This is a genomic window from Rapidithrix thailandica, from assembly GCF_039710355.1.
GTDB lineage: Bacteria > Bacteroidota > Bacteroidia > Cytophagales > Flammeovirgaceae > Rapidithrix > Rapidithrix thailandica.
This window is the reverse complement of sequence record NZ_JBDKWZ010000015.1, coordinates 40,447-63,527: the sequence shown is the minus strand read 5'-3', so window position 1 is coordinate 63,527 and position 23,081 is coordinate 40,447. Positions and strand designations below refer to the sequence as shown.

Here is a 23,081-nt window from a genome sequence, read left to right as displayed (position 1 = left end):
GGAAGGTTTTTTTGTACACAACGGTTTCTTCGATTACCGCACCAGTGTCACATGCCCGTACTGGGTATGCTTTTCCCCATCCCATTCCGCGATGAATTCCAGCATATACGGAAATACGCCCGATGGCATGAGTTCACCCAGGTAGGTACCGTCCCAGCCCTCTTCCGGCTTATTGGTGCGATAGATAACTTCTCCCCAACGGTTAAAGATCGTCAAGCGGTAATTTCTGAAAAAAGCGCCCTTTGCCGTAAAGGTATCATTCAGCCCGTCTCCGTTAGGGGTAAAGGCATCCGGCATAAAGACCCGGACCGGACAAACCGCTTCCACCACTACCGTATCTGTCCTTACGCATTGCAAAGCATTACCTAAATCCGTAATGGTGACGATGTACTCTCCACCATCCCTTATGTCTACTGAAGGCGTAGTCTCATTCGAATGCTCCCATTTATAAGCATAGTTTCCACCACCTTCCACAGCCGCATTCAGGGTCAATACCTCTTGTGTTTCAAAACAATGGCGAATGACCGTATCCGGTAAAGTCGATGATGGTACCGTGTAAAAAAGTGCCGATACCGTTAGTTCTTCAGATTGACAAGTAAGCCCTAGCTTCTCTGCAGAAATTACCACAGAATACTCTCCACTTTCGGTAACTGTCAATGTGGAAGCTGTGCTTCTTTGGACTACCGTTGTTTCATCGGACCATTCATAAATTACTCGGTCATAAGCACCGGGATCGGCGATGGCCGCATCAAAGGTAATGGGCTCTCCACCACATACCTCCTGATCTTCCAGTTCAGCGGCAAGCTGAAATTTGATTACCGTCACATTCACTTCTTCACTAAGAATACACTTTTCACCCCCAATAACTTCCACGATTTCCACTATATAAGTTTGAGTTTTTTTCAAACTAAAATCTTCGGGGTTAAAAGTGAACGATCCATCGGGGTTACTAGCAATCGGATTCGGATTATTATCTCCTTTTAATCTTAAATGGTATAGATCCCCCCCTTTGGCGATAATTGTAATGTTTTCTCCAGCACAAACCACCCTGTCCTTGTCTCCTTCCACAAACTTAGTTACTTCAATTTCAACCTCCCGGGAAGCCGTAGCCGTACAACCCTCAGTGGTTAAAAGTGTTAAGATGACAGGGTAAGACTCTCCGTTTTCAGGGAAGTAAGTATCACGGGATACCTCAACTTCTTTCCCGGTAGCATCCGTATTGCCATCGTTATCAAAATCCCATTGGTAAGCACTTTCCTCCACACTCGTACCGTTTAAGACAGAATTATCGGTAAACCGGATATTGCCGTCACATAATTCCGTAAAAGTAAATTCCACTTCAGGGGTAGCGTACACTTCAACATCCTTTTTCGTGTAAGTAACCGAGCAACCCTCCTCTCCTTCCAAAGTCACAACGACTTCATGAAAACCTAACCGCTCAAAGACCCGCCTTACCGGGTCACCAAAATTAGCGGTAACCACAATTGGCTCAGCCGTTTCATCAAAAACCCAGGTAACTTTGGTAAGGTTGGCTGTATTGTTATCCAAATTCAACTGAAAGATTGTTTCTTTTCCGGCACAGGCATTGGTTATTTCAATGGTGGCTTGTGGCTTAGGAGCAATGGTAATTTGCTTACTTGTCTCATAAGTACAGCCTTCGTCCGAATACACGATCAATTTTACGTCTTTTACGCCCGGACTGTCCGGAGTCCATTCTACAAATGGGTTGTTTTTGGTAATGGTTTCATTCGGGAAGATCCAATCGTAGCGGGTTACCGTGCCTGTAATCCCTTTGGCTTCTAAAAGGACTTTCTCTTCACAAGCAGAAGTAACTGCAATTTCTGCTTCCGGGCTGGGATGAATGGTCACAAAGCGAGAGCGTTCCGCAATGCACTCGGCCCCGTCAACTTTCACTCTCAAGGTCACTTCATAACTTCCCGGATTATTTATCAGAACCATAAAATCTTTACCACTTCCACTCTCGTTGATTCCATTTCCACTGATTATCCACTCATACGATGCTACCGGTAAACCGGGCTCTATTTCCGGTTTTGCCGTAAATTTCACTTCGCTTCCGCTACATGCTTGGGTTACTTCAAAAAAAGCATTTGCCTTTACTGCCTCTACCGTCAGTTCATCCGAGGCAGAACAGCCATTGGCTTCCGCCAACAAATTCACAGTAAACTGGTTATTTCCATCCATGCCAATGGCAAAGGTATGGGTTACTTTCTCTTCAGTGGTGGTAATTGTTGTTCCGTCACTAAAGGTCCATAGATAACTATCAAATCCAGGATCTGCCGTATATTCTACCTCCGTATCTACACAAACCAGCACAGGTCCGTTCAGGGTTACCGCAGGAGGAGTGGAAGCGGAAGTCACATTCACCGTTTGGGTAACCGTACTCTCACAACCTTCCTCACTTGTTACTGTCAACTGCACTTCATACGCCCCCGGTCCGGCATACGCATGACTGGGATTCATGGTGGTTGCATCCACCTGAATCCCATCCGAAGTGTCAAAGTCCCAGGCATAGGCAGAGATTGCCGCTCCATTGTTTTGACTAATAGCAAAATTGACCGTCTGTCCGTCACAAGCTTCAGTGGCAGTAAAGGCAACATCCGGCACTGGATGTACGGTTATTTCTTTCTGTACGGAAGCTTCGCATTGATTGTCACTAATGAGTTTCAAAGTAATAGTGAAAGTGCCCTCAGCAGAAAATGTTTTTGGGGTGACCTGAGAATTAGAGGTGGATCCATCACTAAAACTCCACTCCCATTGATCAATGATATTGCCACTATTGTCCACTCCTTCCAAGGTAACTTCCTGTCCCACACAGATAGGCTCCGGTAGAATAAAATCCGGTTGAGGAGCACTGAACACATGCACTGTTTTTTCTATGGTTTCTTCACAACCACCTTGGGTGGTCGCCGTTAATTTCACTTTGTACTCACCCGGAAAATCATATACATGTGTAGGGTTTGCGGTAATATCCACATCCGAATTATCTCCAAAATCCCATTCGTAATTTAAGCCTGTGCCCAGGGTCAGGTTGGTAAAGGCCGTTGCTGTTCCCACACAAACTTGCGTAAAATCAAAATCAGGTATTGGTGCAGGCTCAACCAAAATCTCCTTCGTAATTTGATTCGAACAACCAATATCATAATTGACTTTCAGAGTGACTTTGTAAGTACCTGCGGTGCCATATACATAAGGCGGACTGCTTTCTTTATTTCCTGAAGGCGCGGTAAAACCGGCACCTTCCTCAAACTCCCACTGATAGGTAGTGGCCCGTCCCGGGTCTACGGTAGAAGGCCGGGCATCAAACACCACGGCCTCTCCCTGGCATACCTCCGGCACCTCAAAATCTGCCACCGGAGGTTCGTATACCATTACACTTTTGCGCACCGTATCCGCACAAGCTCCACTACTCAAAACCAAGCCCACTTCGAAAACCGAAGCCTGGTTATAAATAAACTCAGGGCTTGTTTCATTAATTTTCTCATCATAAACTTCATCTCCATCCAAATCCCAAAAGTACAGGTACTGTGCATTTTGATTAATGGCCGTAAAAACGACAGGATCTCCTACACAAGCCGGAGAAATATCAAATTCAGCACTGGGATTATCCGTGATGGTCACGATCGAAGTAGCTTCTCCTACGCAGGAAATTACTTCGGTACCGTCCGGATTGGTTTCTTTGATCTCGATGGCAATTTTATAGGCAATGGCTTGACCCAACTCCGGAGAACCTACCGGTGGTGGATCAATCACCAGGCTATCTACTCCTGTCGCTACCACTGCCCCCTCTTTGGTCCAGATTAGAGACAATTCCCCTACGTCCGGTTCGAATGTTTCGTCAAAAGGTTTTAATACGATCTGCCCATCCGTCCGGCACTGGGTAATATCCGTCAGTTCCGACTCCGGGCAAGGCAATACAATGATTCTTTGTTCAAATAAATTAAATACTTGACAACCCGAAGCATTGTCAATAATTCCCAAGGTGACTTTAAAAGTCCCCGGGGTCGTGTATGTATGTGTAATATCTAAATCAGTGGTATTCTCTGTGGTTCCATCGCCAAAATCCCAAATGTAGGTAAAATCACTTCCGGTAGCCACGTCCACACTAAGATCGATGGTATGACTTACGTAACCAATGGTATCGGTTTGCCCTAAGTCCACTTCCGCATCCGGACCACCTACCATTACCAAATCCTCCCGGGTTAAAGTATCAAAACAGCCCAAGGCATCCCCTACAATTAACGTCACATCATAAGTTCCCGGAGCATAATAGAATTTTTCGGGATTTTGATTTCCTTCAATAAAATCGCCATCGCCAAATTCCCACCGCCAGAAGACAATTTCGTTATCCGGAAGTTTATCCAGGATAAAGCTCTGATCGGTAAAGTTGGCTTGCAAAGGAGGACAGGCTCCTACTATTTTATCTTCCGGAAAATCCGCAACCAAAGAATCGGTTACTACGGTAAAATTCACTTCGGTTGTATCCGGACAAAAGTTTTGGTCGAACATAATTAATTGGGCCCAATGTTCTCCGGCCGGAAAGGTTTCCGTCACCCGTTCTCCTCCTCCGGAATTGCCCGTACTAAATTCCCATTGAAAGGTAAAAGGCTTCAACCCTAAAGTCGAATCCATGGAAGCCACAAAGGTAATTTCGTCCCCACCGCAAACCGGCACCCGGTTCACACTATCGATGACTGCTTTGGGCTGGGTAGGACGTACTTTAGCACTATCCACCCCTACACAACCCATTTCATCAATCACTGTCAAGGTAACCCAATAGTGTTCATCTTGCTTGTTGGGGTCTTTGGCCTGTGGGTATTGATAATAAATTGTGGTCTCACTCGGATCATTTATTTCCAGGGTATTACCATCGCCAAAATCCCAAATACGGGTTTGAATCGGAACGATGGAGGTAGACTGATCTTGGAATAACACCGAGTCACCCACACAAGTCCCTGCACGGCAATAATCAAACTTCACCACGGGACCGAACACCTCAATCATGTCTACAAAAGTAGTATCGTACTGACAGCCGTCCGCAGTGGTAATGCTCAGTTTGACCGAATACGTTCCCGGCTCCTTATACACCACTTGGCTAATGTCACTGCCTTGTCCGGTCATGTTATTACCAAAATCCCAATCGAAACGGGTAATGGAAGTTCCCGGCAAAGAGATCGAAGTGCGAAAATCAAATTCGGCCGGAGCACAAGCCGGAATGCCGGATTGCGGTTGAGCAAATACATTCCCGTCAAACACAGGAGCACTGTTAAAAGGCATCGTCACGGTGCCGTTAGTAATATCATCACAACCGATTTCCCCTTCGGATTTTCCATCGCAATTGGTATAAGGATCGGAAGGATCACAATAATTCCATACCTGAAAGGTCCAGTTAACCGTTTGACCGGGAGGAATAAAGACGGCAGGATTTTTTTCTTCAGTCGTAAAGTTCAAACTGGGATCTTCTACAAATTCAAATGTCCATACCAGGCTGTCAGCCCCATACGATTCATCCACAAAATAGATTGAATCTCCCACACAAGGAAAGCGATAATTCGAAGCTTGGGCTTTGGGCAATTTGACAAACACAGCCGAATCGATGGCCAAGGTATCTTTGCATCCGTTGGACTCATAAAACAAGGTCACTTTGTAAGGGCCAGGATCCATATTGGTATACTCATAAAAGCCATTCTGGTCCATCCGCTCATCACCACTGATGTAATTCCAATAAAAGTCCACATCATAAGGGTTGTCCGGGTTCAACACGGAAGCCCCTTCATCAAAGTCCACCAAAGTCCCGTTACATATTTCCCTTACCGAAACAGTAAAGTCCAGAGAATTAGGACGCACCCCTACTTTCACATAATTTTCCTTAATCTCTGTAGAAGTACACCCATCGGGTGTCGTAATCGTCAATTCCACATGATAAGTCCCCGTATCCGAAACCTGTAGCGTAGGATCTTTTGCGGTGCTTGTGGCAACTTCCACTCCCGTCCGGCTGTTAATCACTTTCCAATCGTAAGAAGCTATACCCACCGGAGAAGAAGAACTATCCACCAGGTTCAGGAAAAAGTCAGGAGCACAGCCTCCCACATCGAAAGCCGTAAAATCTGCTACAGGCTCCTTGACCGTGATAAAATTTGTTTGTTGCAATGTATCCGCACAGCCATTGGCCCCCACAACAATCAACGTGACGGTATAAGATCCTTCATTAAAGGTAATGGAACCCGGATTTTGCCCGTCAAAAGTCTGCCCATTTCCAAAATCCCAATACCATTCCACCGCATTGGTCGACTGGTTGGTAAAATTCACATTGATAGGACCGGCACAAGCTCCGGTATTATCCGCGGTAAAGGCCGCTACAGGTCCCTCCAATATTTCCACAATATCCGTACGGGTTACTTCATCGGTACAGCCATTTACCGGGTCATCAATGGTCAGTGTCACCGAATAAACTCCGCTGGAAGTATATACATGTGAAGGGTTTCGCAGTTCCGTGGCTGGACCCGTTTCGGATTCCCCATCCCCATAGTTCCAAGTCACAATTTGTGTATCATTGATCAAGGTGGAAGTATTTTCAAAAGTCACTTCGGTCGGAGTACAACCGTTGCTGATATTGGTTACTTCAAAATCGGCTACCAAAGGCTGAATTGCAACTTGATTCTCTACGGAATAGGTTGCTTCACAGCCTAATTCCGGATCTAACACGGTGAGCGTTACAGAAAAAATCCCATTTTGTGTATATTCATGCGTTGTTTCGGCATCCTGTGTCAGCAATTCCGGTGAACCGTCCCCAAAATTCCATCGATACGTATACGATTTGCCGGTTTCAGTTCCTTCGGCCGTAAATTTTACGCTGAGAGGTGGTACACAGGCAAAAGTTGCCCCTTCCGTCACAAAACTTATCGCCAACTCCTTCCCTACGGTCACTTCCGTAGTCTGTTGTGTAATACAACGGTTTTCATCCACAATGCGGAGCGTGACGGTATAGGTTCCTTCAGCCGTATACTCATGGGTAGGCGAAGGTTCTTTAGCGCTGGCTTTGTCTCCGAAATCCCAAGTATAATCTATGATATTGGCGTCCGCCACAATGTCGGCATCAAACTTTACGGACAAAGGGGCACAGCCACTTTCCGGTTGAGCAATTATCTCTTGGATCAGTGGTTTTTCGGCTACTGTCACCTGTTGGCTTGCTGTCTTTTCCACGCCTCCGGGATAAATTGCCTTCAATGTGACCGTGTAGGAACCTGAAGAGTACAGAGCTTCTACCGTTTCGCCCAAGCCGGTAGTGGTAGCCGTATTGCCGTTGCCCAAGGTCCATTCAAACCGGGTCGCTCCGGCATCGGAAGTATTGGTAAACACAAACACATTAAAGCCGCAACCTTTGCTGTTCGGCTTATCGGAAGGGGTAAAGCTGGCTTCCTGCGCCCATGTGACTGAAGTAAGGCATGACCATACCAGAAATAGGAAAACAGGATAGTAAGGTAGTCGTGCGCGCATGAATAAAAGGAATATATTTTATAAAATTTAATCTAAACATTACAACCCAAAACTGAACCGATTTGTCCATAATAATAGTTAAGAAGTTGTTCTTTTTGATTTAACAAATTAATTTACTTGTTAGAAATTTTTACTTAATAAGATCTTTATTTTCATAATATATTGCAAATATTGCTTATAATCAACGAATTTTGGACAGTTTCGCAATTAATAAATACTAGGCTAAATGTCAAAGCAATTACGAAAATCATCTCTCTTATATATCTTACTTTTCCTTTCTTTTTTACCAAGCTATGGGCAAAGTAACCTGGTAACATACGCAGGTAACAGTAGGGATGAGAGTTTTAACGCTGTCATTCAACTTTCCGATGGCAGCTTCCTGGTAGGAGGACACGCCAGGGACCTGAATTGGTTGCCTTCCAATGTAAAGAAAACCGTAATTAACCCTTTGGATATCGATAATACCGGAGTACCTACCTCTCAACGGTTTACCGCATTTATCCTCCATTTGACGGAAGACGTACAACAAATCCTGCAAGTGGTTTACTTCCGGGCCGGGGCCGTTATAGATATTACCCACCTGAAAACTACCAACCCAACAGGGTCCACTACCGGAGATTTATACATTTCGGGAAAGAGGCAAGGGGGGTATTACCTGGCAAAATTGAATAACAATTTTGTCAACGGAGTGCCTACGCAGTTGGATTGGGCCTTTAATGTAGAAGCCAGTGGTGATCATCGCGAGCGCCAACCCTGGGACGTAGGAGGCAATGGGAAAGTAGTATTTGCCGAAGGGGACCCGAATGATAACACCTGGGCCGCAGTTCGTAGACTGACAGCCGATGGCGCTCCGGATTTGGTGCCCAATTGGCGCTTTCACTGGGGGCTGAAAAAGTCCGATGGAGCCTTTACTTCCGGCGCCTGGACACCCGCACAAAACAATCCAGAAGTAGTACCCATCTACAGTGGTGTACCGTTTGTCAATGACCTGAGTTGTTCCATGCGCTCCTGGAGTGCGACAGACTACAATCAGGTTTTGCCTGACGGTAACGGGGGCACCAAACAGGGAACCTGGCCTATGGACTATTTCTTTAATTCGCCTTGTAACATCCAAAACCCGGAAACCACTATGAACCTGGGAGGCTACACCAATTACCGCCTGGGAGACCGCACAACTCACCGGATCGGAGGCATAGTAGTAGATAAGCGCAATAACCATATATATATTGGCTCCAGTATCAACTCCATAACCCGAACCGGCCGGCCTGATTTCGAACCTATTGTTATTGCGTTTACCGATCAAGGTACTTTAAAGTGGTGGAGCCGTTTGTATACGGAAAATAATAACCAATCGCCTCCCTTCCAACATATAGATGCCTTGGGTATTGATTACTCTCAAGAGGGCCCCAGCTCTTCACTCATTGTCATTGCCCGCCAACAAGGAAAAAGTACTACAGATTTATGGGCCGGAAACCAAGTCAATACCAATGGTATGAATCCCGGATTTTCCTTTCACAATGAATTTACCGGAAGTAATACCAATGTAGAAATTTCCTGGTTGGGAAAATTAAGATTGAACAACGGAGATTTACTATACAGTGCCTACATGGGAGGATACGAAGGAAGCGGCACACTGGGCGCACCCTACACCGATCCCAATCTTGACGGCTGGCCTGATCACAATTCCGGAAATGCCAACTTAAGCTCTGCCCGTTCGCAAATTGACATACATACCGATGCTGTTGGCAATGTATATGTCATTAGCCGTTCCCGGGCTTTTGCTTCAACCGCCAATGCCTATCAAAAACAAGATAAACCCTCGGCAGGCCCATCCAGCAACGGACCGAATGTACGGGTTTACACTCCTGATTTAACCACTTTAGTCTACAGTTCTATTTTAACAGGAGTGTGGAATCCAAGTAACGGAGCCGGGGGAAATAATACGGACTTGTACAGCCTCTACCCGGTGCACAACGGGGTGATCACGGTAGGCAAGCATTTTGGAAAAAACGGATCTTCCTTCGGGCAAAATATTCCGACCACCAACATTCCCCCATGGGGGCGCGATACGCCTCAGTCAGAAGAGGCTATTTTGGCTTACCTTAGTTTTTCGGAGGTTGAAGCCATCTTTACGGTAGATCCTTTGGGTGGTATCTGTTTGCCGGATACGGCTGTATTTACCGACTCAAGTTTTAATGCTCAAACCTGGCAATGGGACTTCGGCCAGGATGCCGTGCCTCCAACGGCCAGCACTAAAGGGCCGCATCAAGTACAATGGACAAGCCCCGGAGAAAAAACAATCTCCCTGATCGTTACCGATGGAGGCTCACTTTCGGATACCAGTACGATGCGCTATGTGGTCAGTGCCGTACCTCCGGCCAACATTGCCGTAGTTCCTACAGGAGTACTCTCCCCTGCCCCGGTCTCAGCCTCGCTAAGACCCAATGGCAATAGTGCCCCTAACCCAAATTATCTCTATGAATGGCAAATTCAAGACCTTGTGGACGGGGTGGTCACTTATAATACTCCTATAAATGATCATACTTTTAAAGTAGCCGGGGAGTATTTTGTACAATTAGCGGTCACCAACGGAGCCTGTACCAACTACGATACCATGACCATAGTGGTGGAAGATGGCGCGGGAGATATTGACCCGAACTTCACCGTGAATCCCGATCCGCCATGTATCAACAGCCCTGTAATTTTTGAACAAGTCAATGAAGAAAATGCCACTTCCTGGCAGTGGTCTTTTGGAGAAGGTGCTTCTCCCGCCACGTCCAATGTACGAGGCCCTCATGAAGTATATTATTCCACCCCCGGTCCTAAAGTAGCCATGTTGGTAGTGGGCAACGGGGTATTTGAACGCACCTTTATTTATTCCTTCTTTGTCAGTGCGGAAACCGATGCCAGCTTCAGCATTTCGGGTGACGGTTCGCAAGTTCCGGCAAGTTTCACATTCACCCCTACCAACCAAGACCCTGCCGCTCAATACGAATGGAATTTCGGACATCCATCCACGGATGAAGAAGAAAATAAATCCAATACTTCTACGGAGATGATCGGAGAGCATGAATATCCTTACGGAGGCTTATACATTATTTCTCTGACCGTTACCCCTCCGAACGGATGCAGCAATACGTATTACGATTCTATCCTGATAGAAGTAGATGACCTGGAAAAAGAAGCCGATTTTACTATTGCTCCCGCCAATCATACCTGTGTGTTGAACAGTGTTACTTTAACCGACATGTCCAGAGGTTTTCAAGGAGAAAGCCCAAGATGGTTTTTAGGAAAAGATGCCGAACCGGACACCGCACAAGGTTTCACCGTAGACTCTGTGTATTGGACGACTCCGGGCAAAAAAGTCATTACACAAATTGTAGGTAGTGGTGATCCTCAAAATACAAAAGTTTACTCCATGTTGTACGAGGTATTCCCCTATCCCAATGCCGCTTTTGTGCATAGTTATGAAGAAGGCAGCTGTGATAACCTTCCGGCCAAGGTGCGTTTCACCCCACAATTTGCCGCAGGTAATTTTTATGAATGGGATTTTGGCGATGGCTCTACAGACGCCTCACAACGCTCCAGTAGCCCGGTTCATGAATACACCACTCCCGGAGTATATACCGTCACCTTAACGGTGACCAATAACGGTTGTAAATCGGTGATGTCACAAAATATTCCTATCGGAAGTAATTGTGATCAAGCAGTCACCGCTGGGATTATTGTAAACCCTGCCCGGAACGATTGTGCTTCGCAACGTTATATTTACCAAAGTGCCACCGTCAACAGCAATTATACATATGAATGGAACTTTGGTCCAGGTGCCGATCCGCCTACGGCTTCCGGTCCCGGACCCCATCAAGTCTCTTACGGAGATACCGACAGTGACGACCCCAGGGAAGTCACACTGACGGTTACCGATGAGCAAGGCAATAGTGATACGATCACATTGCAAGTGCCATAACTCCTTAAAAAAACCTTCCGGGTTTTGAAAACCCGGAAGGTTTCCCAGACTATCTATAAAACAATAAAAAACATTTGGCATGCGCTATTCATACATACAACTCCTTACTGATTTCAAGCCCACCTTTGGAATACTCTTCCTGATACTTGCCCTATGCTTCATGGCAAACACAAAGCCCGCACGGGCACAGGATCCACAATTTTCCCAATTTTACGCCAACCCTTTGTACCTGAACCCTGCCTTTACCGGAGCCACCGGAGATGCCCGGGTCACGCTCAACTACCGGAACCAATGGCCGGGCTTGGATGCCAACTTTGTCACTTATGCCGCCTCTTACGATCAATATGTGCGAAAATTCAGAAGCGGTATCGGAATCCAATTCAAAAATGACCAACAAGGAGCCAAGGTCAACACTCCTCTAATGTCATCGGATTTAACCTTGTACTATTCCTATCTCATTCCGGTCAATGATACCTGGGCCATCCAAGCGGGCTTGGCTCCTACCTATGGTGTGCGCAATTTGAATTACAACAAATTCTTATTTGGAGATCAAATCGATGACAACGGCCCTACCGGAAACCCCAGTATGGAGGATTTTGCGAAAGAAAATGTTCATTATTTTGATTTTGCTGCGGGAGTGCTGATTTTCACCGAATCCTTATGGATGGGTTTCTCGGCTCATCATATGAACGAACCCAACCTTTCCTTTACCGGAGGAGAAGACAAACTACCTATTAAGGGTTCTTTCCATGCCGGTGTTACCATCCCCCTCACCGGATGGATGACAGGCAAACCTGATTACAACAATAAAACCATTACCCCTACTGTCCTGTATAAATTTCAAGGGAAATCCGATCAATTAAGTGTAGGGGCTTACTTCAATTACAACCCCATTGTCATTGGCGCCTGGTACCGGGGCTTGCCACTCAAACGGTATGAAACAACATTGATGAACCAAGATGCCTTTGCCCTGCTCGTAGGGCTAAAGCACAACGGCTTTCAATTTGGCTATAGTTATGATGTCACGATCAATGACTTGTTTCGCGCTTCGGCCGGATCGCATGAGATTTCTTTGGTGTATAACTTCACCGTCAATTTTGACCATGCCAAAGGCCCAAGAAAGTCAGGCTACCCTCGAGTGACCTGCCCCAGCCCCTGGAGAAATTACGAGCGCCTCCGCTATCGTCATGTAAAAAAACGCCGGGTCAAATAAACAACGGGATTCTTTTAACTGGAAATACCAAAATCCAACCAACCAAACATTTTTAAAATAGTCAGGGCAATCATAAAAATCAATAAATATTTGATCCAGGCATTGGCATTGGGGTTTTTCACCGCAAAATAGGAAGCAATCATAGAGCCCAGGAATTGGCCTATGGAAAGCCAAATACCCGCCCACCAGTCGATTTGATCATAATAAATAAATAAGCCAAACACCGGAAGGGTATATATAAAAATCACCAGGACTTTAATCGCATTGGCTTGTACAAAAGACATCTGAGAAATGGAAACCAGACCCACTAAAATCAACACCCCAATGCCTGCTTGAATAAACCCTCCGTAAAAGCCGATTCCAAAAAAGGCCATCCACTCCACCCAAACATAGGTAGACGTCTTTGATGACTGATTTTTCAAATACTTTTTAGGTTCGAAAATGAGTATAACCAATAGAAAAGCCATGACATAACCAATAATCCGTTCTAAAAGCTGCCTATCGATATCCACAGCCACCCAAGCCCCTATCATAGCCCCGCCTACACTGGGAATAAGATATTTCCAGCTTTTTTCTACAGGCAATTGTTCATTTTTCTTAAAAATAGTCAGGCTGGTAAAACTTTGGACGATAATCCCCAGCCGGTTCGTTGCATTGGCAATATTCGCAGGCATCCCGGCAAACAAAAGAACAGACAAGGTGAACACGGATCCGCTACCGGCCAAAGAGTTGACAATTCCGGCTAAGAACCCGGCAATCAACATAAAAAAATACGTCCAGGTGAATTCCATAGATAAAAATACGGTGTAGGTGACAGAGTGGAAAAATACGGAATAAATAGGAGAAGCACCAACTGTGGAAAGGTAGAAGAGTAGAGGGAAAGAAGGAAAGAAGACGAAATTTCAGTGATCGGTTATCTGCTTGTATTTATTGTGAAAGGTAAGCTCGACTTCCAAAATTCTCACAACCTATTTGATAGTGAGTAAACACGATTACTGATAACCGATCACTGTTAACTATACCGGATTAAACTCCTTCTGCGATGACTTCGGTTACCGAAGGTACCATGCGTTTCATTAAGTTTTCAATACCGGCTTTCAAAGTTAACGTAGAAGAAGGACAGCCGCTGCAAGCCCCTTGTAATAAGACTTTCAACACTCCTTTCTCTTCATCAAAAGAATGGAACTGAATCGCTCCTCCGTCCATCTCTACCGCAGGCTTGATATATTCGTCCAATACCCCTTTGATCATTTTCACCGCCTCGGTATCTTCAGTATTGATAGGATTTTCCTCCGTCTGTTCTTCCGTAAACACAGGCTTTTTGGCCTCCAAATATTCTTTAATAAAGGCTTTCAATTCCGGAATTACCTCCTCCCAGCTTTTTGAATCATCCTTGGTAAGGGTAATAAAGTTGCTCATAAAAAACACCCTTTGTACATAAGGATAGTCAAATAATGCCGTGGCCAAAGGTGAATCTTGCGCACTCACTTTATCCGGAAAGTCAAAGCTTTGCCCCTCTTTGATCAACATGAAACTCAACATAAATTTCATGGAGTTAGGATTGGGATTGGCTTCGGTATATATGTTCAGGTTTTGCTGATACAATGCTTCTTTATTATAAGCCATAAGTTTGAAGTTTAATTAGAAAAATAAATCCCTAAACTCAAGAGGGTGTCCCCTCCTTTCCTGCAAAGTTAGTGGATAATCTTGGCAAATGAATAAAGCAATGAAAGAACCTCTTGCCCGGAAGGTACTAATTGGTAAAGGAAGAAAAACCAAGCAGAATCAAAATCAATACAACCCATTCATTTACATGCATTTAAAACCAAAAAACACCCTCTATACCTCAACAATCAGGTAGCGTATTTTCGCTGATTTTAGCAGCTAAAACCAAACGCCCTTTACATTTATATAGCCATCATTAGTTTCCCTTCGGTTTTAGCTTCTATTTCGGGAATAGTAATGGAGAATGATGTTCCTTTACCCATCTCTGATGTTACCTCGATTTTACCTTGTAACTTTCTGACGGACTCTTTTACAATATACAGCCCCAAACCGGTTCCTTCTTGTTGATCGGTAGCCCGATAAAACATATGAAATATTTTTTGCAAATCTTTGTCTTCGATACCGATCCCGTTATCCTGGATATGAATATTCACTTTATGATCATTTATCTCAATTTGAATTTCAATCAACGGAGTGACTTGGGCCACATTGCTGTATTTGATGGCATTGGAAATCAAGTTAGACAAAATAATATACACCCTGCGCCTGTCGGTTTTAAACTCTTGTTTATGCCCGATTTTAATAACCTTTTTAATCAATTCGGCATTTTCCTGAAATTTTAAATCTTCAAAGATCTCCACAATCAGGTCGTAAAAATTCACTTCTTCCAGCGCCAATTGAGCTTCTCCGATCTGGGCCATTTCCTGTAAGTCGTGAATCAGGTGCCGCAATTTTAACACACTCCGTTCGATCAAATCCAAACCTTGTTCCAAATTCATAGGGTTCTTCTCCATTTTTAACACATGAATCAAACCCAAAACGGAAGAGAGTGGCGCTTTAAAATCATGAGACACCGAATACATAAACAAGTCCAACTCTTGATTGAGCGATGCCAGTTCCTCATTTTGCATATGCAATGCAATCGTCCGTTCTTTGGAGATAGAAAGTTGATGTTTTAATTTTCGCAGCATCAAGGTAAATGCCCGGGCAAATTCCTGCACTTCTTCGGGAGTAGTAGCCGGTGTATATTCCAAAGCAATATCCCTATCCTCTTCCGGGTTGATCTCTTTAACTTGTTTGGAAAGTCTGCGAATGGGTCGGGCAATCGCCCCGGCGATAAAGAAGCTTAACAAAAAACTCATCACTATACAGAGTGTTACGGTTCCGCCATAAATCCATTTTTGTTGAGTAATCAGTTCCAATTGGCGGTTTTCAGCGCTTAAATTCCACAACAACAATTGGTTTTTTATGCCCGAAAAGGTCTCTTCGACAGCAGCCATCGCCTGAGGTTTTTCAGAAAAGTCCAGACTTGTAATGACCCTATCCAAAGAGTCGAACTGCAAGCCCAGGCGCTGTAATTGCCCGTTCATAACAAATTCTTCCAGATAAGGCATTTGCCTCATAACAGTTAATTGTTCGTTGAGCTCTTCGGTAATTCGGTATTTTTCACTCACCAAAACGGATGAAGCATGGAAGGTTACCGAATCGGAAAAAGCGTCTTGTTTTTGTTGTAAATAAGTCAATTGAAAATGAATCAGCCCTTGACTCATTTGCTGAACTTCAAACAAATTGGAACGGATTGCATTAATCCCCTCCACTTGCCTTAAGTATTGATATGATACAATTGACAAGATGCAGACAATAAGAGAAAGCGTAATAAAGCCGGTCAGGATACGGGCTTTAATCGTATTCATTAACAGTAAATTTTTCACGGTATCAGTTTGGGTCGTTCTCAGGTTAAAGCATGGCTAGTCCATCTCACCTCTTTTTAAGCAGTGAGTCTGATACGGTCCAAATTTGCTAAAGCGAAGAATTGTTGTGGTATTGGTTGTTATACAGTCAAAAAATACTGTGCTAAACAGTGATATGAAGATACAAATTAATTCACAAAACCACACATGCGAGCCGTGAGCCATTAAGTTTTTTTAATAAAATCCGGGGTAAAACCTTCCGGGTTTTCAAAACCCGGAAGGTTTGGGATGTATTTCTCAAGCCAAATCTAACGCCCGGGCAATACCCATTTCCAAACCCCTGATTTCTGCCAGGCCTCTCAAGCGACCTATTGCAGAGTACCCCGGGTTGGTTTGTTTTTGCAAATCATCCAGCATTTGATGGCCGTGGTCAGGCCGCATAGGGATTTTCACATCGGCCCGGCCAGATGCTTTCCGTTTCAATTGCTCTTGGATAATTGCCTTTATTACTGCATACATATCCACATCCCCGGCCAAATGGTCCGCCTCGTGAAAATTTCCGGCACGGTCCCTTTGGGTACTGCGCAAGTGGATGAAATGCATTTTCTGTCCCCATCGCTCAATCATTCCGGGCAAATCGTTATCCGCCCTAACCCCATAAGAACCCGTACACATCGTAAAACCGTTGGACGGACTGTCCACAACACTTAAAAGTTCTTTTAAATCCGCTTCGGTACTGACTACCCGGGGAAGGCCCAGGATAGGAAAAGGAGGGTCGTCCGGATGAATTGCCAGTTTTATTCCGGCTTCTTCAGCTACCGGTACGAGTTGTTGTAAAAAGTAAGCGAGGTTTTCCCGGAGCCCCTTCTCTCCTACTTCTCGATAAGTGTCCAACACTACCTGCAACTGCTCCAAGGTATACCCTTCTTCGGAGCCCGGCAACCCGGCAATAATATTGGCTTGTAAAAGGGACTTTTGTTCCTCACTTAACTGTTCAAAGTATTCACGGGCTCTTGCTTGCTGCTCTTCCGTATAATCGGCCTCAGCCCCTGGTCTTTTCAACATATACAACTCAAAAGCGGCCAAAGCTGATAGTTCAAACCGCAAGGCCTTAGAGCCATCCGCCACTGTATATTCCAAGTCTGTACGGGTCCAATCCAACACCGGCATAAAATTGTAGCAGACCGTTGTGATTCCACATTTACCCAGGTTCCGGATAGATTCTTTATAGTTGTCAAGATACGTCTGGTAATTGCCTGAGCGGGTTTTGATTTGTTCATGCACCGGTACACTTTCCACTACCGACCATTGCAAGCGGAGTGTTCCGGTAGGCTCCTCTTCTATCATCCGTTTTCGCTTCATTATTTCCTCCGCGGTCCATACTTCCCCGTTAGGAATATGGTGCAAAGCGGTGACAATACCCCTTGCTCCGGCTTGTTTGATATCGGCTAAACTGACAGGGTCTTTGGGGCCATACCAGCGCCATGTTTGTTCCATTCTCATAATTAGTAGTACTATTTAATTTTTCGTCTTACTGCTTAAAAATAGTAACTAACAACACATTATCACGAATATTTTTTCAAGTAAGTAGTTTGGTAAACATTTTTATAAAAAATAAAGTAAAATCAACTGCAAAAAATGAGTTCCGGCCCAACAGGTTTTTACAAGCTTAATCTGTTTGTTATATTTATTCGATATAGAAGTAAATTAACCTTTTTCTTTTTGCTAAAAAATGTTTCAAAAAGGCCTCCTCTGTGTTACTTTTTTCAACAATAGCTTTGGCTATTCTTTTCAAAAAGTGCCTTGATGAGCCGGTTTTGATTCCATCTTCGCTCAAAAACGATACGTGTAAACCACTTCAGACTTACATCTTAACTGATAATACATGACGATCTCTATCACATCATTTAAATCCTTTTAATTCAAACTATGCTTCATCCATCATCATCGCGCATTTGGGGGCTTGTTTTGCTCATCAGCTTCCTTTTCAATGCTTGTAAACTTGAAAAAACTCAGGAAGAAAAAAGAGTTTATGGAACAAAGGCACAAAACGGTATGGTTGCCTCGGCACATCCCCTGGCCTCTCAAGCCGGGGCGGATATCCTCCAACAAGGGGGCAATGCCTTTGATGCGGCCGTAGCTGTACATTTTGCCCTTGCAGTAGTATACCCGGCAGCCGGAAATTTAGGAGGGGGAGGTTTTATGGTTTCCCGTACGGCCAAGGGAGAATCCTACTCCTTGGATTTCAGGGAAAAAGCCCCAATCGCAGCCAGTAAAAATATGTATTTGGACAAAGAGGGAAATGTCATTGACAACCTGAGCACGAAAGGATACCTGGCAGCGGGAATACCTGGCTCTGTAGCAGGCATCCTGGAAATGCATAAACGGTTTGGTTCGCTGCCTCTGAACTCTTTGATACAACCGGCCATCAACCTTGCCCGAAAGGGATTTCCCCTTACTCAAAAAGAAGCAAAACGATTAAACCGCTATCAAGCGGATTTTATAGAAGTCAACGGAGACTCTATTCCCTGGGTAAAAAAAGAAGGCTCATGGCAGGAAAATGACACGATCCAACTGGAAAACCTGGCTCAAACCCTGGAGCGGATCCGGGACAAGGGTAGCGAGGGATTTTACAAAGGTGAAACGGCACAAGCCCTGATTGCCGATGCACAAAACCGGAAGGGTTTGTTCACCCAAAAAGACCTGGACAGCTACCAGGCCGTGTGGAGAGAACCCCTTACCACAAAGTATAAAGAGCGATTCAAAATCATTTCCATGCCTCCGCCATCCAGCGGGGGAGTTGCCCTGATTCAACTTTTAAAAGGCAGTGAAAACTATCCCTTGAAAGAATGGGGTTTCCACTCTGCAAAAGCCACTCATGCGATCATAGAATTACAACGGAGAGTATATGCTGACCGGGCCCGGCACTTGGGAGATGCGGATTTCTACCCGGTACCAGTAGACACGTTACTCTCAAAATCTTATTTACAACATCGCTTCTCCGATATTTCTCCCAAGCAAAAAACTCCCTCCGAAAAAATCAAGGGAGGAGACATTACCATAGTGGAAAGTAGCGAAACCACTCACTTTTCCATAGTAGACAAAGAACACAATGCCGTATCTATCACTACGACTCTCAATGGTAATTTCGGTTCGAAAGTTTTTGTGAAAGACTTGGGCTTTTTCTTAAATAATGAGATGGATGACTTTAGCATAAAACCGGGCGTACCGAATATGTTTGGTTTAGTAGGAGGAGAAGCCAATGCCATTGAGCCGGGCAAAAGGATGCTCAGCAGTATGACACCTACCATCGTAGAAAAAGACGGAACACTCTGGATGGTAGTGGGCACTCCTGGCGGTTCAACCATCATTACCTCCGTATACCAAACCTTGCTCAACGCCATCGAGTACGATATGAGTATGCAAGAAGCGGTAAATGCCAAACGCTTTCACTTTCAATGGCTACCCGATACGGTAAAATCCGAACCGGAGGCTTTTAGTCAGGAAGTATTGGAAGTACTACAACAAAAAGGGCACGCGGTCCAACAATTGCCCAAAGGGCATGACATTGGCCGGATGGATTGCATTATGGTGTACCCTGACGGCACCTTGGAAGGCGCCTCTGATCCACGAGGGGATGATACTGCTATAGGATATTGACCTGAATTAACCCAAAACAATCACTTAAAAAGCTGTTTGAATGCAATTTGATCCGGTAAAAATGCATTCAAACAGCTTTTTATATTTATCCTTCAAACCTTACTCAAATTTCCTCTGATTTCCTGTAACAAATGTTACAGGAGCTTTCCTATGTTCTGCCGAATTTCGAGGGTAAATTTCAACTACAAAAAAATTCAACAGCAATGAAAAAACATGCATTTTTCACAGTCGTACTTCTCTCTATTCTCTCTTTGCAAAACACCCTCTTTGCCCAGGCTTCGGAAAAAGAAAGCAAAATAGCCTTTATGGTAAAGGATGCCCGCATGCTTAACGGGGCAGCCCTTTCTTCTATCGCTTCTTTACAAGGTCAGGGTTATGCCAGTGACGAAGCCGCCATTGTAGTGATTGGTCCGGCGGTAAAGGAGCTTAGCAAAAACGGAAGTTTAAAGGAAACCGTGCGTAAAGCCCTACAATCGGGCGTAAAACTAAAAGCGTGTAAAATCGCATTGGACAAAATGCAGGTTCCGGAAAAAGAATTGATAAAAGGGGTGGAAGTTGTGGATAACGGATTTTTTGAAATGTTCCGCTTACAAGAAAAGGGATTTATGCAGTTGAACTTGTAATCGAGTTTGTTTTCCTAATATAAAAAGCGCAAGAGGCTAGATCCCCTTGCGCTTTTGGAAGTTTGGTAAGTGTTTATTACAAACCTAATATCTTCCGGTTCAACTCCTCATTGGCCCCCGTACCGGCAAAGTCATCAAAGGCTTTTTCCGTCACTCGGATAATATGCTCCTCAATAAACCGGGCACCTTCTATGGCTCCGTCTTCGGGATGTTTCAAGCAACACTCCCACTCCATGACTGCCCAACCGTCAAAATCATATTGGGACAGCTTGCTGAAAATGGATGAAAAATCTACGTGCCCATCGCCCAGGGAGCGGAACCTTCCCGGACGGTTCACCCAATCCTGATATCCTCCGTATACACCCGAGCGACCGGTAGGATTAAATTCCGCATCCTTCACATGAAACATTTTGATGCGCTCGTGGTAGATATCGATATAGTCCAAATAATCCAATTGCTGTAATACAAAATGACTGGGATCGTACAGCAAATTAGCCCGGGGATGGTTGCCGGTTTTCTCCAAAAACATTTCAAATGTGGCGCCATCATGTAAATCTTCTCCCGGGTGGATTTCATAACAAACGTCCACACCTACCTCATCGAAAGCATTTAAGATCGGTAACCAGCGGTTGGCCAGTTCTTTAAAGCCTGTTTCCACCAAACCGGCCGGACGTTGCGGCCAAGGATAAACCGTATGCCATAACAAGGCTCCGGAAAAAGTAGCATGTGCGGTAAGGCCTAAATGCTGACTGGCTTTTGCCGCATATTTTAATTGGTTCACAGCCCATTCGGTACGGGCTTTCGGGTTGCCATGCACACTTTCCGGTGCAAACCCGTCAAACATTTCGTTATAGGCCGGATGTACTGCTACTAACTGTCCTTGCAAGTGGGTGGACAGCTCTGTAATTTCCAGTCCGGCTTCATTTACAATTCCTTTTACTTCATCAGCATAGCTCTTACTTTCCGCTGCTTTTTGCAAATCGATGATGCGGCTATCCCAGGAAGGAAGTTGCACTCCTTTAAATCCAATACCAGCAGCCCATTCACAAATGCTTTTCAGCGAATTAAACGGAGGCTCATCACCCAGAAACTGGGCTAAAAAGATGGCCGGTCCTTTGATAGTTTTCATATTCGTTAATTTAAACGGTGTATAATGAATCTGTTCACTTTCCTTTACAAGCCTTGCAATACACTTTTGGATTCCAAATAAAACTCAAGGCTTTTACTCACTATTCTTCACTGATAAATTTAAACCACTTTTCCTGGCTTTCGGATGATTTGATCACTGACACAATGAACTCCATCCCGCGAACGCCATCGTAAATAGTCGGATAATCTTGATGTTGAGGGTCCGGTTGCTTGCCTTCCAATTTGGCTTGTAATACCCGGGCAAAGTTGTGATACAGGTTGGCAAAGGCTTCCAAATACCCTTCGGGGTGTCCGGCTGGTACACGGGTATGGGCTTGTGCCCCTTCCCCTAAGTACGGACGGTCGCCTCCGGTACGGTAGATCTGGGCCGGAGCTTCATGCATTTTGACAAGTAAAGTATTGGGCTCCATTTGCTTCCAAACGATTCCTCCTTTTTCACCATATATCCGGATATTCAAATCGTTTTCTTCCCCGGCACATATCTGACTGCAATGTAAGACTCCTTTGGCTCCATTATCAAAATGTAATAATATATTGGCGTCATCGTCCAGCAACCTGCCTTCCACCATGGTGCTCACATCAGCACAAAGTTCTGTAATTTTCAGACCTGAAATATATTCCGCCAGGTTTTCAGCATGGGTTCCGATATCTCCCACGGAACCTCCCATACCGGAGCGCTTCGGATCGGTACGCCAGGAAGCCTGGGTTTGTCCACTTGCTTCTACATTGGTTGACAACCAGCCTTGAGGGTACTCCACAATTACTTTGCGGATTTTACCCAATTTACCGGCTTTGATCAGGTCACGGGCTTCTTTTACCATCGGGTAACCCGTGTAGGTATGAGTAACGCAAAATTCAAGGTCACTTTGTTCTACTAATTTGCGCAAAGCGTACGCCTCTTCCAAAGAGAAACACAAAGGTTTTTCACAAACTACATGAAAGCCTTTTTCCAAAGCCAATTTTGCCGGTTCGAAATGCACGTGATTCGGTGTCACGATAGAAACAAAATCCATGCGTTTGTCTTCAGGCAAAACGGCTTCTTTTTCCACCATTTCCTCAAAAGAAGTGTATACCCGGTCTTGTGGTAAAAAGAGGTCAATCCCACTTTGCCGGGCTACTTCCGGTCTTGAACTAAAGGCTCCGCATACCAGCTCAACCTGGCCATCGAGATTGGCTGCCATACGGTGAACCGCTCCGATAAAAGAGCCGCTTCCTCCGCCTACCATCCCCATTCTGATTTTTCGTTTCATTTTCACAGATTTAAAATATTAATTAAAGATTATGTAATTAAAAGCTCGCTTCGGAGCAAAACTTCGCAGAAAAAAACAGACGGGTACCCTTCTTCCTTCTGTACTAAATCTATCCACATCAAACAAGCCACAATTGCTTCCACAGCTGGAAGGCAGCGGTCATTCCCAAAAGGAAAAATTTTATGGGATGAATTTAAAAAATCATTGTAGCATGTAAGGGCCTTGTTCTGCACTTATAAAATTATTAAATACAAAGCGTTTACAAAATTTATTTTGGAGGGAACCGGA

Annotated in this window: 11 protein-coding genes; 4 read left to right on the top strand and 7 right to left on the bottom strand. The window is 44.7% G+C overall.

Features of this window, described 5'->3' with window-relative positions; all coding sequences use genetic code 11:
- Positions 1–33 precede the first annotated feature (33 nt).
- On the bottom strand, positions 34–7,515 hold the full coding sequence (locus tag AAG747_RS21945) for a PKD domain-containing protein (RefSeq protein ID WP_346823380.1): 7,482 nt from the start codon (positions 7,513–7,515) through the stop codon (positions 34–36).
- Between the two features lie 226 nt (positions 7,516–7,741).
- Between AAG747_RS21945 and AAG747_RS21940 the strand changes: the two genes are divergently transcribed.
- A complete protein-coding gene (locus AAG747_RS21940) occupies positions 7,742–11,482 on the top strand; it encodes a PKD domain-containing protein (RefSeq protein WP_346823379.1) in 3,741 nt (1,246 codons plus the stop codon).
- A gap of 79 nt (positions 11,483–11,561) precedes the next feature.
- A complete protein-coding gene (locus tag AAG747_RS21935; protein WP_346823378.1) occupies positions 11,562–12,695 on the top strand; it encodes a PorP/SprF family type IX secretion system membrane protein in 1,134 nt (377 codons plus the stop codon).
- Between the two features lie 14 nt (positions 12,696–12,709).
- Here AAG747_RS21935 and AAG747_RS21930 read toward each other — a convergent pair whose 3' ends face one another.
- The 4 genes from AAG747_RS21930 to uxuA form a co-directional block, all read right to left on the bottom strand.
- Positions 12,710–13,486 (bottom strand): sulfite exporter TauE/SafE family protein, encoded by a 777-nt coding sequence (locus AAG747_RS21930; RefSeq protein WP_346823377.1) that lies wholly within the window; start codon positions 13,484–13,486, stop codon positions 12,710–12,712.
- Positions 13,487–13,721: 235 nt separating this feature from the next.
- Complete coding sequence (locus tag AAG747_RS21925) at positions 13,722–14,321, bottom strand: NifU family protein (protein ID WP_346823376.1); 600 nt, start codon at positions 14,319–14,321, stop codon at positions 13,722–13,724.
- A 281-nt stretch (positions 14,322–14,602) separates the two neighbouring features.
- Positions 14,603–16,114: a sensor histidine kinase gene (locus tag AAG747_RS21920; protein WP_346823375.1), complete on the bottom strand. Its 1,512-nt coding sequence runs from the start codon at positions 16,112–16,114 to the stop codon at positions 14,603–14,605.
- A 294-nt stretch (positions 16,115–16,408) separates the two neighbouring features.
- Complete coding sequence (gene uxuA / locus AAG747_RS21915; protein ID WP_346823374.1) at positions 16,409–17,614, bottom strand: mannonate dehydratase; 1,206 nt, start codon at positions 17,612–17,614, stop codon at positions 16,409–16,411.
- Between the two features lie 426 nt (positions 17,615–18,040).
- On the opposite strand from uxuA, the gene ggt reads away from it, so the two are divergent.
- Positions 18,041–19,771 (top strand): gamma-glutamyltransferase, encoded by a 1,731-nt coding sequence (ggt, locus tag AAG747_RS21910; protein ID WP_346823373.1) that lies wholly within the window; start codon positions 18,041–18,043, stop codon positions 19,769–19,771.
- 203 nt (positions 19,772–19,974) lie between these two features.
- On the top strand, positions 19,975–20,394 hold the full coding sequence (locus AAG747_RS21905) for a DsrE family protein (RefSeq protein ID WP_346823372.1): 420 nt from the start codon (positions 19,975–19,977) through the stop codon (positions 20,392–20,394).
- A 76-nt stretch (positions 20,395–20,470) separates the two neighbouring features.
- On the opposite strand, the gene AAG747_RS21900 is transcribed toward AAG747_RS21905, so the two are convergent.
- Together AAG747_RS21900 and AAG747_RS21895 are read right to left on the bottom strand one after the other, a co-directional pair.
- On the bottom strand, positions 20,471–21,523 hold the full coding sequence (locus AAG747_RS21900; RefSeq protein WP_346823371.1) for a sugar phosphate isomerase/epimerase family protein: 1,053 nt from the start codon (positions 21,521–21,523) through the stop codon (positions 20,471–20,473).
- A gap of 100 nt (positions 21,524–21,623) precedes the next feature.
- On the bottom strand, positions 21,624–22,793 hold the full coding sequence (locus AAG747_RS21895; RefSeq protein ID WP_346823370.1) for a Gfo/Idh/MocA family protein: 1,170 nt from the start codon (positions 22,791–22,793) through the stop codon (positions 21,624–21,626).
- Positions 22,794–23,081: the final 288 nt, after the last annotated feature.